The sequence below is a fragment of the Pseudomonas sp. B6001 genome, from assembly GCF_013386015.1.
Lineage (GTDB): Bacteria > Pseudomonadota > Gammaproteobacteria > Pseudomonadales > Pseudomonadaceae > Aquipseudomonas.
On the sequence record NZ_JACAOX010000021.1, the window covers coordinates 1 to 15,358 of the forward strand.

At 62.0% G+C, this 15,358-nt stretch carries 12 protein-coding genes; 11 read left to right on the forward strand and 1 reads right to left on the reverse strand.

The features are described from left to right. Positions 1-335: 335 nt before the first annotated feature. From HX821_RS23595 to HX821_RS23625, 7 genes are all read left to right on the forward strand, one after another. Positions 336-917 (forward strand): alpha/beta hydrolase, encoded by a 582-nt coding sequence (locus tag HX821_RS23595; protein ID WP_003211820.1) that lies wholly within the window; start codon positions 336-338, stop codon positions 915-917. A gap of 48 nt (positions 918-965) precedes the next feature. Next, on the forward strand, positions 966-1,886 hold the full coding sequence (locus HX821_RS23600) for a sigma 54-interacting transcriptional regulator (RefSeq protein WP_003211821.1): 921 nt from the start codon (positions 966-968) through the stop codon (positions 1,884-1,886). A gap of 232 nt (positions 1,887-2,118) precedes the next feature. Next, the gene (locus HX821_RS23605) at positions 2,119-2,901 is read left to right on the forward strand and encodes a MetQ/NlpA family ABC transporter substrate-binding protein (protein WP_063033612.1); all 783 of its coding nucleotides are present in this window, start codon (positions 2,119-2,121) and stop codon (positions 2,899-2,901) included. Positions 2,902-3,461: 560 nt separating this feature from the next. Next, positions 3,462-4,127, forward strand: a complete 666-nt coding sequence (locus HX821_RS23610) for an amino acid ABC transporter permease (protein WP_003211825.1) — start codon at positions 3,462-3,464, stop codon at positions 4,125-4,127. Further along, complete coding sequence (locus HX821_RS23615) at positions 4,108-4,767, forward strand: amino acid ABC transporter permease (RefSeq protein WP_008435829.1); 660 nt, start codon at positions 4,108-4,110, stop codon at positions 4,765-4,767. Before HX821_RS23610 ends, HX821_RS23615 begins: the two co-directional genes overlap by 20 nt. Continuing rightward, complete coding sequence (locus HX821_RS23620; protein WP_003211829.1) at positions 4,764-5,540, forward strand: amino acid ABC transporter ATP-binding protein; 777 nt, start codon at positions 4,764-4,766, stop codon at positions 5,538-5,540. Before HX821_RS23615 ends, HX821_RS23620 begins: the two co-directional genes overlap by 4 nt. Then, positions 5,537-6,412, forward strand: a complete 876-nt coding sequence (locus HX821_RS23625) for a transporter substrate-binding domain-containing protein (RefSeq protein WP_008435828.1) — start codon at positions 5,537-5,539, stop codon at positions 6,410-6,412. The genes HX821_RS23620 and HX821_RS23625 overlap by 4 nt, the downstream gene beginning before the upstream one ends. 117 nt (positions 6,413-6,529) lie before the next feature. On the opposite strand, the gene HX821_RS23630 is transcribed toward HX821_RS23625, so the two are convergent. After that, a complete protein-coding gene (locus HX821_RS23630) occupies positions 6,530-7,690 on the reverse strand; it encodes an AAA family ATPase (protein WP_102606019.1) in 1,161 nt (386 codons plus the stop codon). Positions 7,691-7,812: 122 nt separating this feature from the next. Here HX821_RS23630 and HX821_RS23635 point away from each other — a divergent pair, with 122 nt between their 5' ends. The 4 genes from HX821_RS23635 to HX821_RS23650 all read left to right on the forward strand — a co-directional run bounded on the left by HX821_RS23635 (position 7,813) and on the right by HX821_RS23650 (position 15,338). After that, positions 7,813-8,916, forward strand: a complete 1,104-nt coding sequence (locus HX821_RS23635; protein WP_003211832.1) for an efflux RND transporter periplasmic adaptor subunit — start codon at positions 7,813-7,815, stop codon at positions 8,914-8,916. Further along, positions 8,913-9,983 (forward strand): efflux RND transporter periplasmic adaptor subunit, encoded by a 1,071-nt coding sequence (locus HX821_RS23640; protein WP_003211833.1) that lies wholly within the window; start codon positions 8,913-8,915, stop codon positions 9,981-9,983. The genes HX821_RS23635 and HX821_RS23640 overlap by 4 nt, the downstream gene beginning before the upstream one ends. After that, the gene (locus HX821_RS23645) at positions 9,980-13,033 is read left to right on the forward strand and encodes an efflux RND transporter permease subunit (protein ID WP_003211834.1); all 3,054 of its coding nucleotides are present in this window, start codon (positions 9,980-9,982) and stop codon (positions 13,031-13,033) included. Before HX821_RS23640 ends, HX821_RS23645 begins: the two co-directional genes overlap by 4 nt. Positions 13,034-13,154: 121 nt before the next feature. Continuing rightward, positions 13,155-15,338, forward strand: coding sequence for a glycoside hydrolase (locus tag HX821_RS23650; protein WP_177036509.1), 2,184 nt, complete (start codon positions 13,155-13,157; stop codon positions 15,336-15,338). Positions 15,339-15,358 lie beyond the last annotated feature (20 nt).

The following is a 15,358-nucleotide window of genomic DNA, read 5'->3' on the forward strand; positions in this document are numbered from 1 at the left end:
GATGCGGCGACCCGACAAGCCAGCTCCCACATTTGAACCGTGCCCGCTTTAGCTTTTGATTTTGATCTTAGGCACACCGAGCCTAGGCGAGGTGCCGAGTGGTGGGGCAAGAGCGTTTTGCTTACTTTTGCGCTCTTCAAAAGTGAGCCGCTGTAAGAGCGGAACCAATAGCGGCCATAACCGAAGAAACGGATATGTACCCCCATCCCCCTAAACCCCCCATCACTCTCAAACAAACATTTTGGTTATTAATAAATAGCTTCTTATTCCTTAACGAATATATACCCCGTGCCTATACTGACCCACAACGTTAAACGCTGCAGGAGGGCACACCCATGCACAGCGAGTCGATTCGTTATCTGATCGTGCCGGGCTGGCAAGGATCGCCAGAAGATCATTGGCAAAGTCATTGGCAGAACAGCCTGCCCAACAGCGCGCGCGTGGAGCAGGCCGACTGGCTCACCCCACGCCGCGAAGACTGGGTGGCCGCCCTGGCCGAAGCCATCGCCGCCGACAGCACCCCGGTGATTCTGATCGCCCACAGCCTGGGCTGCATCACCGTCGCCCATTGGGCGGCCACCGCACCGGTGCAATTCCTGCGTCAGGTACGCGGCGCCCTGCTGGTGGCCCCGGCCGATGTCGAACGCCCTGCCTGCGCACCCGCCCTGCGTAACTTTGCGCCAATCCCCAGCCACCTGTTGCCCTTCCCAAGCCAGGTCGTCAGCTCCGACAACGACAGCGCCGTCAGCGCCACCCGCGCCCTGGAACTGGCACGTAACTGGGGCGCCGAAGCGGGAATTCTCGCGGGCGCCGGGCACATCAACGTGAAGTCCGGCCATCAACGCTGGGAACAGGGTTTCGCCTACCTCTATCGCCTGCAAAATCGCCTGGAACATCACTCCCGGCGCCGTGCATAAAATTTTTTAAACGCCCCTTCCCCTTCGTGGATGGGGCGGGAGCCTGCCATGAGCCTGCATGAAACCTTCGGTCAGCCCCTGCTGACCTTCCCCGACGCCGAAAAAAGCCCCCTGAGCATTCGTGCCAAGGCGCTGGTGTTTGTCGACCCGCGTTCGCGGCAACTGCGTGAAGACCTCGAAAACCTCGCCCCCCGTGCCTTGCCCGTGTTGATCCGCGGCGAAACCGGCAGCGGCAAGGAGTTGCTCGCCCGGCATATCCACCGTGGCAGCGACCGCACCGGCCTGTTTGTCTCGGTGAATTGCGGCGCCATCAGCCCGACATACGCCGACGCCGAACTGTTCGGCTACGCCGCAGGCAGCCACAGCGGCGCAGCCAGCAGCCGCGCCGGCTGGTTTGGCTCGGCCAACGGCGGCACGTTGTACCTGGATGAAATCGGCGACTTGCCGCTGCCAATCCAGGTCAAGCTGCTGGCGGCGCTGGAAAACCACGAAGTCACTCGCGTCGGCGCCCATCAGCCAAGCCCGGTGGATGTGCGGCTGGTGGCGGCCACCAGCATCGACCTCGCCCAGGCCGTGGCGGCCGGCAAGTTTCATGAGCGCCTGTTCCATTACCTCAGCGAAGGCCAACTGGAGCTGCCCGCACTGCGCGAGCGGGTGGGCGACATCCTGTCACTGGCCGAATATTTCCTCGGCATCTACAGCCAGCGCCTCGACCTGCCGGTGCCGCTGATCAGCGACGAAGCCCAGCGCGTGCTGGAGCATCACAGCTGGCCGGGCAACACCCGGGAGTTGGAGAACGTGATTCACTTTGCCTTGCTGGTCAGCAGTGGCGACGAGATTTTGCCTGAGCATTTGAACCTGCCCGTGGCGGGCTCACCTGTGGAGCAGGTGCGGCGAATTCTTGGCCACGCCAGCGCCGCCGAGGTTGAAGCCCTGAAAAGCTATCTGAAAGAACACGCTGTTTTGTAGGAGCCCGGCTTGCCGGCGATGGCGTCCTCAGGAGCATCGCAAGGCTCAAGACCGCCATCGCCGGCAAGACGGGCTCCTGCATGAACAAAATGGAATATCAAAGTGAATAAAAAGTATTGTTCTGGAATAAAAAACCTCGGTATTGTCCGCTGCACGCCGCGATAGCACTTCGCTGGCATCCACTAAAAAAGCGGCCGTCCCAGACGACCCGGATTTTCGATAAGGACACTGCATGAAAAAGGTTCTGTTGTTTACCGCACTGGCGGCTGCCCTGACTGCAAGCTTCGCCCAGGCCAACGAGAAACTGGTGGTAGCCGCTACCCCGATCCCGCACGCCGAGATCCTTGAGCTGGTCAAGCCGACCCTGGCCAAAGAAGGCGTGGACCTGGAAATCAAAGTCTTCACCGACTACGTACAACCGAACGTACAGGTGGCCGAGAAGCGTCTGGACGCCAACTACTTCCAGACCCTGCCGTACCTGGAAAACTTCAACAAGGGTAAAGGCACCAACTTGGTCACCGTAGTGGGTGTGCACGTTGAACCCTTCGGCGGCTACTCGAAAAAAATCAAAAACATCTCTGAGCTCAAAGATGGCGCCACCGTGGCCATCCCGAACGAAGGCAGCAACTCCGGCCGTGCCCTGCTACTGCTGCAAAAGGCTGGCGTGATCACCCTGAAAGACCCGACCAACGCCCTGGCCACGCCGAAAGACATCGCCAGCAACCCGAAAAACCTGAAATTCAAAGAGCTGGAATCGGCGCTGCTGCCACGCGTCCTGGACCAGGTTGACCTGGACCTGATCAACACCAACTACGCCCTGGAAGCCGGCCTGAACCCGGCCAAGGACGCGTTGATCATCGAAGACGCCAAGTCGCCGTACGTGAACTTCCTGGTTGCCCGCCCGGACAACAAGGACAGCGACGCGATCCAGAAGCTGGCCAAAGCCCTGACCAGCCCTGAAGTGAAAGCTTTCATCGAGAAGAAATACAACGGCGCGGTCGTGCCGGCGTTCTGATCGAACCCAAAAACCTCCTTCAAGGTTTAAACGCCGACGGCTTCTACAGCGTCGGCGTTTTTTATGGCTGGAACACAATCGAAATGTGGGAGCGGGCTTGCTCGCGAATGCGGTGGGTCAGCCAACACATCTGCTGACTGATACACCGCATTCGCGAGCAAGCCCGCTCCCACATTTGGGACTGTGTCAGCTCAGATATTTCGACTGTTAATGGCCCTGCGTAGCGCCACCAGCCACTTCACCAGTTCCTGCGGATCAATCGGTTTTGCCTCGTTCATCGCTCATTCCCTCGCCTGTTGGTTGGCCGTCAGTCTGGCCACGCGCTGCCTATCCCTGAAGTGCAGCTCCGATAAAAAGACCCTTCCTACTTCCCCGGGAACAGTAGCTGTCATCCATCTGCACCGCGAATCCGCAGGTTATCTATTTGGGTGATATCAATATGCTATTTCGGTATTTAAATTTTGCTTTTTATACCTTTAAAGTCGGCGCTACCCGGCGTTACCCACGCTGGACCGGACCGCACCAACGCCGCTTTACTCCTGCGGCGTCAGGGATTTCAGATGACCTTCGATTACGCATTTATCCTCAGCACGCTGCCGGCGTTTCTCAAGGCCGTGGGCGTTACCCTGCAAGTCGGCCTGATCGCCATTGGCACCTCCATGCTGGTGGCCTTGATCAACGCCGCGCTGCTGGTGTTTCGCACGCCCTACGTGTGGCGCCTGGTGGCGCTGTACGTGGAGTTGGCGCGCAACACACCGCTGCTGATCCAACTGTTTTTCGTCTACTTCGCGTTGCCGGCCCTGGGGCTGAATATCTCCGGGTTCTGGGCGGCAATCATCACCATGACCTTTCTCGGCGGCGCCTACCTCACGGAAGTGCTGCGCGCCGGTGTCGAGGCGGTGCCGCTGGCACAGATCGAATCGGGCAAGTCCATCGGGCTGTCCCACTGGCAACTGCTGCGCCATGTGATCCTGCCCCAGGCCGGGATCCTCAGCCTGCCGGCGCTGTTTGCGAACTTTATTTTCCTGCTCAAGGAAACCACGATCGTGTCGGCGGTGGCGGTGCCGGAGATTCTCTACACCACCAAAAGCTATATCGCCCTCTACTACAAAACCTACGAAATGCTCGCGGTGCTCACCTTGATCTGCGTGCTGTTATTCCTGCCGCTGTCGCTGCTGCTCAGCCGCCTTGAAAGGAGGCTCCAGCATGGCCAGTTCGGGTCTTGAATTACTCTGGGTGTCCTTGCCGCAACTGGGCAAGGGCGCGGCGCAAACCCTGTCGATCTCGTTCTTGAGCATCGCCTTCAGCACCGTCGGCGGCGTGGTGTATGGCGTACTGCGCACGTTGAATTCGAAAGCGATCAACCTGGTGCTGCGGATTTACCTGGAGCTGTTCCGCGCCATTCCGGTGTTGGTGTGGTTGTACTTGCTGTTCTTCGGCCTGCCGATTTTCTTTGGCCTGAGCATTCCGAGCTTCTGGTGCGCCGTGCTGGTGTTGTCGCTGTGGGGTGCCAGTGAAGTCGGCGAAGTGGTGCGCGGTGCGTTGCATTCGTTGCCCCGTGGCCAGCGTGAAGCCGGCCTGTCGATTGGCCTGTCGGACCCGCAACTGTACGGCTACGTGCTGTTGCCCCAGGCCCTGAAACGCATGACCCCGCCGACCATCAACGTCTACACCCGCATCATCAAGACCAGCTCCCTGGCGGTGCTGATCGGTGTGGTGGACGTGATCAAGGTCGGCCAGCAAATCATCGAGCGCACCTACGAGTCGGTATTGATCTACGGCGCGCTGTTCCTGTTTTTCTTCTTTATCTGCTACCCGTTGTCGGCCGCCTCCAAGGTGCTGGAACGGCGCTGGGCCCAAGCATGAGCGCATTGATCGAGTTCCAGGGTTTCAACAAGTTTTTCGGCGACCAGCAGGTGCTCGACGGCATCGACCTGAGTGTGCAAAGCGGCGAAGTGGTGGTGATCCTCGGCCCCAGCGGTTGCGGCAAAAGCACCTTGCTGCGGTGCCTCAATGGCCTGGAAGTGGCCCACAGCGGCAGCCTGCGTTTTGCCGGCAAGGAGCTGCTGGACAAGGCCACCGACTGGCGCCAGGTGCGCCAGGACGTGGGCATGGTGTTCCAGAGTTATCACCTGTTCCCGCACATGAGCGTGCTCGACAACCTCCTGCTCGGCCCGCTGAAAGTGCAAAAGCGCGAGCCCCGCGAAGCCCGGGCCCAGGCAGAAAAACTGCTGGAACGGGTGGGCCTCTCGGACAAGCGTGACGCCTACCCGCGCCAGCTCTCGGGCGGCCAGCAGCAACGCATCGCCATCGTCCGCTCGTTGTGCATGAACCCGCAGGTCATGCTGTTTGACGAAGTCACCGCCGCCCTCGACCCGGAGATGGTCAAGGAAGTACTGGAAGTGATCCAGGGCCTGGCCCGGGACGGCATGACGCTGCTGATCGTCACCCATGAAATGGCCTTCGCCCGCGCCGTCGCCGACCGCGTGGTGTTCATGGAGGCCGGCCGCATCCTCGAACAAAACACCCCCGAGGCATTCTTTACGAACCCGCAAACCGCACGCGCGCAGCAGTTCCTGGAGAAGTTCTCCTTCGTTTCAACACTGCCCAAAAGAACCAAGGAACTGGAGCTGTCATGAAAACTGCCAAGTTGTTATTCCCCCTGTTCGGCCTCGCTTTGCTGGCCGGCTGCAATAAGTCCGAAGAGCCCGCCAAGACGGCTGCCGCTGCCACCCCGGCACCCGCTGCCGTGAGCTACATCGACAAGATCAAGGCGCGGGACAAGCTGATCGTCGGCGTATTCACCGACAAGCCGCCGTTTGGTTTCGTGGATGAGTCCGGCCGCTATGTCGGCTTCGATACCGACATCGGCCGCCGTTTCGCCAAGGACCTGCTGGGCGACGAGAACAAGGTTGAATTCGTCGCCGTAGAACCGGCGAGCCGCATTCCGTTCCTGCAAAGTGACAAGGTCGACCTGATCCTCGCCAACATGACGGTGACGCCGGAGCGCAAGGAAGCGGTGGACTTCACCAACCCGAACCTGAAAGTCGCGGTGCAGGCCCTGGTGCCGCAGGACAGCTCGGTGAAGAGCCTGGACGACCTGGCGACCCGCACCACCATCGTCACCACCGGCACCACCGCGGATATCTGGCTGACCAAGAACCACCCGGACTGGAAACTGCTGAAGTTCGAGAAAAACTCCGAGTCGCTGCAAGCGTTGTCGGCGGGCCGTGGTGATGCCTATGCCCAGGACAACCTGGTGTTGTTCAGCTGGGCCAAGCAGAACCCGGGCTATCGCGTGCTGGAGCAGAAACTGGGGGATGAAGCGCCGATTGCGCCGGCGGTGAAGAAGGGCAACATCGAATTGCGGGATTGGGTGAATGCCGAGCTGGCGAAGTTGGGCGAAGAGAAGTATTTGCTCAAGCTGTATGACCAGTATGTTCGCAAGGAACTGAGCGATGACACCAAGCCGGAAAGCGTGATTGTTGAAGGCGGGAAGTGGCAGGGTTGACCCGTCAATGATCGTTCCCACGCTCCGCGTGGGAATGCCGCCTTGGACGCTCCGCGTCTGCTGCTGGGACGCGGAGCGTCCCGTGATGCGTTCCCACGCAGAGCGTGGGAACGATCATCAGCTGGGCCAATGCCACGCCGGCTCATCCAGCACCCGCTGCCCCACCACCTGCGTCTGCCCCATCACCTTCTCCAGCACGATCGAATTACACCCTTCATCCTGCTGCAACGCCGCAATCAAGCGGCTGGCATGGGACACCACCCACACCTGACACTGCTGCGACACCTGGATGATCAGCCGCGCCAATGCTGGCAACAGGTCCGGGTGCAAGCTGGTTTCCGGTTCGTTCAATACCATCATCGTCGGTGGCCTCGGCGTCAGCAGCGCCGCCACCAGCAGCAAGTAGCGCAAGGTCCCGTCCGACAGCTCCGCCGCCGATAACGGCCGCAGCAACCCTTCCTGATAAAACTCGATGGCAAAACGGCCGCCCTGCAATGGCTCGATATTCAACCGCGCGCCGGGAAACGCATCGCTGATCGCCCGCTGCAAGGCGTCCGGGTCGCCAATCTCGCGAATGGTCTGCAACGCCGCTGCCAAATCCCGACCGTCGTGATGCAGCACCGGCGTGCGCGTGCCCAGTTGCGGCTGGCGCACCGGGGCGTCGACGTCGCTGCGAAAATGATCATAAAAGCGCCAGCCGCGAATGCTTTCGCGCAGCAGCAATACCTCCGGCGAACCCCGCAGGCTGCCGACCTGATCGAACAGGCTGTGGTAGTTCGGCGTGTGCTGGGCCAGTACATCCCAGGCGCGGCCATCGCGGGCACGTACCATCGGGCCGGAGCGCTGCACCAGCAGGCTCGCCGGGCGAAATACATGCCCGGCCCAGATGCATTCTTTCTTGATCTCCGGGTCCAGGGAAAAATAGGACAAGGTTTTCTCGGGCAACCCCAGGGAAATCGCATAGCTGAAATCCTCTGCGGCAAACCCCAGGCGCAGCCGCTTGGCGCCCTGGCGGACGATGGGCTCCACCGCCACTTCACCACTGAGCATGCGCCGGCTGATGCTTTCCGGCCCGGCCCAGAAGGTCGAATCCAGCCCACCCTCGCGGGCCAGTGCGTTGATCACGCCGCCCTGAGCCGTCTCCGCCAGCAGCCGCAGGGCGCGGTACAGGTTGGACTTGCCGCTGCCATTGGGGCCGGTAATCAGGTTCAACCGATCCAGCGGCACCACCAATTTGTTGATCGAGCGGTAATTGGCCACCGCGAGGGTCTTGAGCATGAGAAAAATTATCGGTTTGGGAACCCCTGGATTATGGGATTCTCCATGCAGATAAGGAACCCTGTTCTAAGCTCACAGTCGCATAGACACTGGCACGTCGGCATCACGCAAAAGGAGCCTGCATGGGCGGTCCCAAACTCACATTTATCCTCGGCCTTGGCCTGCTGGCGCTGCTGAGCGGTTGCGGCCAGGAAAAAGCCGAACCCAAGGAACATTCCCGGGTGTTTGTGCAGACGGTGAAGTCCACCGACTTTGCCGCCGCCGTGACCTTGACCGGCGATATCCAGGCCCGGGTGCAGACCGATCTGTCGTTCCGCGTCGGCGGCAAGATCATCCAGCGCATGGTGGATGTCGGCGACCGCGTCAGCGCCAAGCAGGTGCTGGCCAAGCTCGATCCGAAAGATTTGCAGACCAACGTCGACTCCGCCCAGGCCCAGGTGGTCGCCGAGCAGGCGCGGGTCAAACAGACCGCCGCCGCGTTTGTGCGCCAGGAAAAACTCTTGCCCAAGGGCTACACCAGCCGCAGCGAATACGACTCTGCCCAGGCCGCGTTGCGCAGCAGCCAGAGCGCGCTGACCGCGGCCCAGGCGCAGTTGGCCAATGCCCGCGAGCAGTTGGGCTACACCTCGCTGGTCGCCGACGCGCCGGGCATCATCACCGCCCGCCAGGCCGAGGTGGGCCAGGTGGTGCAGGCCACCGTGCCGATTTTCAGCCTGGCCCGGGATGGCGAGCGCGACGCGGTGTTCAACGTCTATGAATCGCTGCTGGTGGAGCCGCCGCCGGACAAACCGATTACCGTCAGCCTGCTGGAAAATCCGCAGATCACCGCCGTGGGCAAGGTGCGCGAAGTCACCCCGGCCGTTGCCGCCAATACCGGCACGGTGCAAGTCAAAATCGCCCTCGACGCACTGCCCAAGGGCATGCAACTGGGTTCGGTGGTCAGCGCCACCGCCAACGGGCCGGCCAAGGCCAGCATCGAATTGCCGTGGGCTGCCTTGACCAAAGACATCAGTGCGCCGGCTGTCTGGCTGGTGGACGACGACGGCAAGGCGCAACTGCACAAGGTCACGGTCGCGCGTTACCTGACCGGCAAGGTGATCATCAGCGACGGCCTCAAGGGCGGCGAAAAAGTCGTGGTGGCCGGCGGGCAATTGCTGCATCCCGGCATGATCGTGGAAATCGCCCAGCCGCCGGATCAGGCCCAGGCCCAGGGAGTGCAGCCATGAAGCAGTTGACGTGTGTGCTCGCCGCCAGCCTGCTGTTGATGGCGTGTTCCAAGGAAGAACCGGCACCGGAACCGGTGCGCCCGGTGCTGTCGATTGAAGTGAAAGCCGAGGACCAGGAAAACCTCGGCCGCTTCGCCGGCACGATCCAGGCCCGCTACGAAAGCAATCTCGGTTTCCGTGTGCCAGGCCGTATCGCCCGGCGCGCGGTCGACGTGGGCGCTGAAGTGCAGCAGGGCGCGTTGCTCGCCGTGCTCGACCCCACCGATCAACAGAACCAGTTGCGCGCCGCCCAGGGCGACCTGGCCCGGGTCCAGGCACAGTGGATCAACGCCCAGGCCAATGCGCGTCGCCAGCAGGAATTGTTCAACCGTGGCGTCGGCGCCCAGGCCCAACTGGACATCGCCCAGACCGACTTGAAAACCACCCAGGCTTCCCTGGATCAGGCCAGGGCCTCGGTCAACCAGGCCAAGGACCAGCTCAACTACGCCGAACTGCGCACCGACCATGCAGGCATCGTCACCGCCTGGAATGCCGAGGCCGGCCAGGTGGTCAGCGCCGGGCAGCAAGTGGTGACCCTGGCACGACCGGACATCAAGGAAGCCGTCATCGACTTGCCCGCCGGCCTCGCCGAACGCCTGCCGCCGGATGTGGTGTTCCTGGTCGCCGGGCAGATGGACCCCACGGTCAGCACCACCGCCACCGTGCGCGAGATCGAACCCCAGGCCCAAAGCGCCACGCGCACCCGTCGCGCCCGCCTGACCCTGGCGGAAACACCGCCCGCGTTCCGCCTTGGCACCGCCATCAGCGTGACCCTGAGTTCAGCCATCGCGCCGCGTATCGAACTGCCCCTCAGCGCCTTGCAGGAAGCCGACGGCAAGACCCGCATCTGGGTCATCGACACCCAAAGCCAGACAGTACAGCCCCGTGACGTCAGCATCGTCAGCCGTGACGCCGACAGCGCCTTGCTCAACGCCGGCGTCAAACCCGGCGAGCGGGTGGTGAGTGCCGGCGTGAACAGCCTGAAGCCCGGGCAAAAAGTTAAAATCGACGAGGACAGCCCGCGATGAAAGGGAGCTTCAACTTATCCGACTGGGCCCTCAAGCATCAGTCCTTCGTCTGGTACCTGATGTTCGTCGCGCTGCTGATGGGCGTGTTCTCGTACATGAACCTCGGTCGCGAGGAAGACCCGTCGTTCACCATCAAGACCATGGTGATCCAGACCCGCTGGCCGGGTGCGACCCAGGAAGAAACCCTCAAGCAGGTCACCGACCGCATCGAGAAAAAACTCGAAGAGCTGGACTCCCTCGACTACGTGAAGAGCTACACCCGGCCCGGCGAGTCCACGGTGTTCGTGTTCCTGCGGGACACCACCAGCGCCAAGGACATCCCGCAGATCTGGTACCAGGTCCGCAAGAAGATCGACGATATTCGCGGCAGCTTCCCCCAAGGCTTGCAGGGGCCGGCGTTCAACGACGAGTTCGGGGATGTGTTCGGCTCGGTGTACGCGTTTACCGCCGACGGCCTGTCGATGCGCCAGCTGCGCGATTACGTGGAGCAGGTGCGCGCCGAAATTCGTTCGGTACCGGGGCTGGGCAAGGTCGAGATGATCGGCCAGCAGGACGAAGTGATTTACCTGAATTTCTCCACCCGCAAACTCGCAGCGCTGGGGATCGATCAGCGCCAGGTGGTGCAGAGCCTGCAATCGCAGAACGCCGTGACCCCGGCTGGGGTGATCGAGGCCGGGCCGGAGCGGATTTCGGTGCGCACCTCCGGGCAGTTCGCCTCGGAGAAGGACCTGGCCAACGTCAACCTGCGGCTCAATGACCGTTTCTATCGGCTGGCCGACGTGGCGGAAATCACCCGTGGCTATGTCGACCCGTCGACGCCGATGTTCCGCTTCAACGGCAAACCCGCCATCGGCTTGGCCATCGCCATGCAGAAGGGCGGCAACATCCAGGATTTCGGCAAGGCCCTGCACAAACGCATGGACGACCTGACCGCCGACCTGCCGGTGGGTGTGGGCGTGCACAAGGTTTCCGACCAGGCCGAAGTGGTGGAGGAGGCCGTCGGCGGCTTTACCAGCGCGTTGTTCGAGGCGGTGATCATCGTGCTGGTGGTGAGCTTTATCAGCCTCGGCGTGCGTGCCGGGTTGGTGGTGGCGTGCTCGATCCCGCTGGTGCTGGCGCTGGTGTTCGTGTTCATGGAGTACAGCGGCATCACCATGCAGCGGGTGTCGCTGGGCGCGTTGATCATCGCCCTCGGCCTGTTGGTGGACGACGCGATGATCACCGTGGAGATGATGATCACGCGCCTGGAAAAAGGCGAGACCAAGGAGCAGGCGGCGACGTTCGCCTACACCTCCACCGCGTTCCCGATGTTGACCGGCACGCTGGTGACCGTCGCCGGGTTTGTGCCGATTGGCCTCAACGCCAGTTCGGCGGGGGAGTACACCTTCACGCTGTTCGCGGTGATTGCCGTGGCGATGCTGGTGTCGTGGGTGGTCGCGGTATTGTTCGCGCCGGTGCTCGGGGTGCATATCCTCAGCAGCAAGGTAAAACCCCACAATGCCGAGCCGGGCCGTGTGGGCCGGGCGTTCAATGGCGGCATGCTGTGGGCGATGCGTAACCGCTGGTGGGCCATTGGCATTACCGTGCTGCTGTTTGTAGCGTCGGTGTTTTCCATGCAGTTTGTGCAGAACCAGTTTTTCCCGTCCTCGGACCGTCCGGAAATTCTCGTCGACCTCAACCTGCCGCAAAACGCCTCGATCAACGAGACCCGCAAGGCCGTCGACCGTCTTGAGGCGATCATCAAGGACGACCCGGACATCGCCCGCTGGAGCACCTATATCGGCCAGGGCGCGATCCGTTTCTACCTGCCCCTGGACCAGCAACTGGAGAACCCGTACTACGCGCAACTGGTGATCGTCAGCAAGGGCCTGGAAGAGCGCGGCGCCTTGATTGCGCGCCTGCAAAAACGCCTGCGGGAAGATTTTGTCGGCGTGGGCAGCTTCGTGCAGCCACTGGAAATGGGCCCGCCGGTGGGGCGTCCGATCCAGTACCGGGTGTCTGGCAAGGACATCGACCAGGTGCGCAAACACGCGATCGAACTGGCGACCATGCTCGATAAAAATACCCACATGGGCGAGATCATCTACGACTGGAACGAGCCGGGCAAAGTCCTGCGGGTGGACATCGCCCAGGACAAGGCGCGGCAACTGGGGCTGTCGTCGGAAGACGTGGCGCAGTTGATGAACAGCGTGGTCAGCGGTGCGTCGGTGACCCAGGTGCATGACGATATCTACCTGATCAACGTGGTCGGCCGCGCCGAAGATGCCGAACGCGGTACGCCGGAAACCTTGCAGAACCTGCAGATCGTCACACCCAACGGCACCTCTATTCCGCTGCTGGCGTTCGCCACCGTGCGTTATGAGCTGGAACAGCCGTTGGTATGGCGTCGCGACCGCAAGCCGACCATCACCATCAAGGCGGCGGTGCGCGACGACATGCAGCCGACCGACCTGGTGAAACAGCTCAAGCCGGACATCGACAAGTTCAGTGCTGGGTTGCCGGTGGGCTACAAGGTCGCCACCGGCGGCACCGTGGAAGAAAGCGGCAAGGCCCAGGGCCCGATTGCCAGGGTCGTGCCGTTGATGCTGTTCCTGATGGCGACCTTCCTGATGATCCAGCTGCACAGCGTGCAGAAGATGTTCCTGGTGGCCAGCGTGGCGCCGCTGGGGCTGATTGGCGTGGTGTTGGCGCTGATTCCCACGGGCACGCCCATGGGCTTTGTGGCGATTCTCGGGATCCTTGCGCTGATCGGCATCATCATCCGTAACTCGGTGATCCTGGTGACGCAGATCGACGCCTACGAGCGCGACGGCTACACGCCGTGGGACGCGGTGGTGGAAGCCACCGAACACCGGCGCCGGCCGATCCTGCTGACCGCAGCAGCGGCCAGCCTGGGCATGATCCCTATCGCCCGTGAAGTGTTCTGGGGCCCGATGGCCTACGCGATGATCGGCGGGATCATCATCGCCACCTTGCTGACGCTGCTGTTCCTGCCGGCGCTGTACGTGGCCTGGTACAAGATTCGCGAGCCGAAGAAAGAACAAGCCTGACAGCCACAGCGGTGACATTCCTACACGGACGTGGGAATGTTCCCTGAAACATTTTTTTGCCCTTCGCACCCGATCAATTGTTTTACCCTCCGGGCCTGATCCTTTTGCCAAGGCCTGCCCCATGCGTTGTTTCCTGCTGGTTTGTAGCTTGTTACTGTCGCCCGTGGCCCTTGCCGGCACGGTGCTGGAGAACGCCCTGTGGCGGGTTGAGATCGACCCGGCGACCCTTGCGATCCACGTTATCCCCAGCGACAAGACCGCCGTGCAGGCTTCAAGCGGAGGCCCTGCGCACAGGGTCAACCAGCTCTCCCAAAGCACCCGTCAGGCCAGTTGGCAATGGGACGATGGCGCCTATCGCCTGAGCGCCACCCTCGAGCAACGGGATCTTGCCCTGACGATTACCGCCCGTGATGCCGGTGAGTTGGCGATCCTGCGCCAACCCGCCAGCGCCATGGGCAAGGGCCTGATCTGGCCCCTGGCCGAAGGGCATTACGTGCCGGCGGGCAATGGTGTGTGGCAGGACTTCCTGCTGGAGCAGGGCGACGTCAACACCACTCAGGACCTCAGCTTGCCGCTGTGGGGCGTGGATCACGGCGCGTTTACCCTCAACTGGCTGATGACCAATCCTTACAACAACCGTCTGCACTGGCAGGCCGACGGCAAAGGACTGGCGTTGTCCGCGTTCCATGAATTCACCACGCTGGACCCCGCGGCACCGATGACCGTTCTGTTGCACCTGGGCGAAAGCGACCCGCTGGCCGGCGCCAAGCGTTATCACCAGTGGCTGGTGGAGCAGGGGCTGTTTGAACCGTTGGCGGACAAGTTGCGGCAAACCCCGGAAGCGGAAAAGCTGCTGGGCGCCAGCCATATCTACCTGTGGGGCAATGATCTGCTGGCTCCGGGGGATGTGCGCGACTGGCCGCAACTGCTCAAGCTGCTACGCAGCGGTAAAGGCTTGGCGGCTGAATTGAATGGCTTGCTGGACAAAGAGGCTGCGCAGGTTCGGCAGGTCAAGCAACCCTATGAGCAGGCTGTCCTGCTGCGCGGCCTGAACGCGGCGATCAACACAAAGGCCCGGCAAAGCTGGCAGCCCTCCACCGAGCCGAATATGACCCAACTCGCTGATGGCTATGGTGCGCTGCGTCGTGAGTTGGCCGTGGCCTTTGCCGGTGCCTTGAGCGCCACGCCTGAGACTTGGGGCAACACCTTGTCCGTCACCAACACGCTGAAAGGCGCCGGCCTCAAACGCCTGCTGGTGACCCAGGGCGAAGGCTGGGAAGGCGGGCTCTGGCATCCTGAGGCGGTGAAGACCGGGGTCGACGCCGGTTACTTGATGGCGCCCTACGACTCTTATGAAACGGCACTGTCTGCCACCGAAAATCCCGACTGGACCACCGCGCACCTGGGCAGCAAGGCCTATGGCGAGTGCGCGATCGTGTTGAAGGGCGGCCAGCTCAAGACAGGCTTCCAGAAGTCCGGCCACTACACCGACCCGCGCTGCGTGCGGCCGTTGCTGGAGGCGCGGATCAAGGCGGTGCAGGCCAAGTCCGGGCTCAACGCCTGGTTCCTCGACGCCTATGCCACCAGCATGTTGTTCGACAGCTATCGCACGGGTGCGAGCATGACCCAGGCACAAAACGCCGAAGGCAATATCGATGCGGCCCGCTGGATCAATACGGCGCTGAAGTTGCCGGCAGGTTCCGAGGACGGCAACGCGATCACCGCCCGAGGCATCCTGTTTGCCCACGGCATGCAAACGCCGGTGCTGGGCTGGGGTGATCGTGAGATGACCAAGGACAGGCAGTCGCCGTATTACGTCGGGGCTTGGTACCCGCCGGAACAGCCGGCGGTGTTCTTCAAGTCGGTGCCGTTGAAAGAGCCGTTTCGCACGGTCTACTTTGACCCGACGATGCGCCTGCCGCTGTATCAGGCGGTGTTCCATGGCTCGGTGATCACCACCCACCATTGGCTGTTCGACAGCCTGAAACTGAGCAACGTGCGGGCCGAAAACGAGCTGACGCAGCTGCTCTACAACGTGCCGCCGCTGTATCACCTGAGTGCGGCGACGGTGAAGCAGCGCTTGTCGGTGATTCAGCGCCAGGACGCGTTCTTCCGGCCGCTGCATGAGCGGTTGGCGACTCAGGCGATGACCGATTTTCGCTGGCTGACCGAAGATAAACAGGTGCAGCAGACCACGTTTGCCGATGGAACGCGGTTGGTGGCGAATTTTGCTGAGGGGCGTATTACGGCTTTTGTGCCTGGCGCCCAGGCTGTGGTGTATCAGGTGGATGAGTGGCGGCTGTGAGTCCTTCGCGAGCAAGCCCG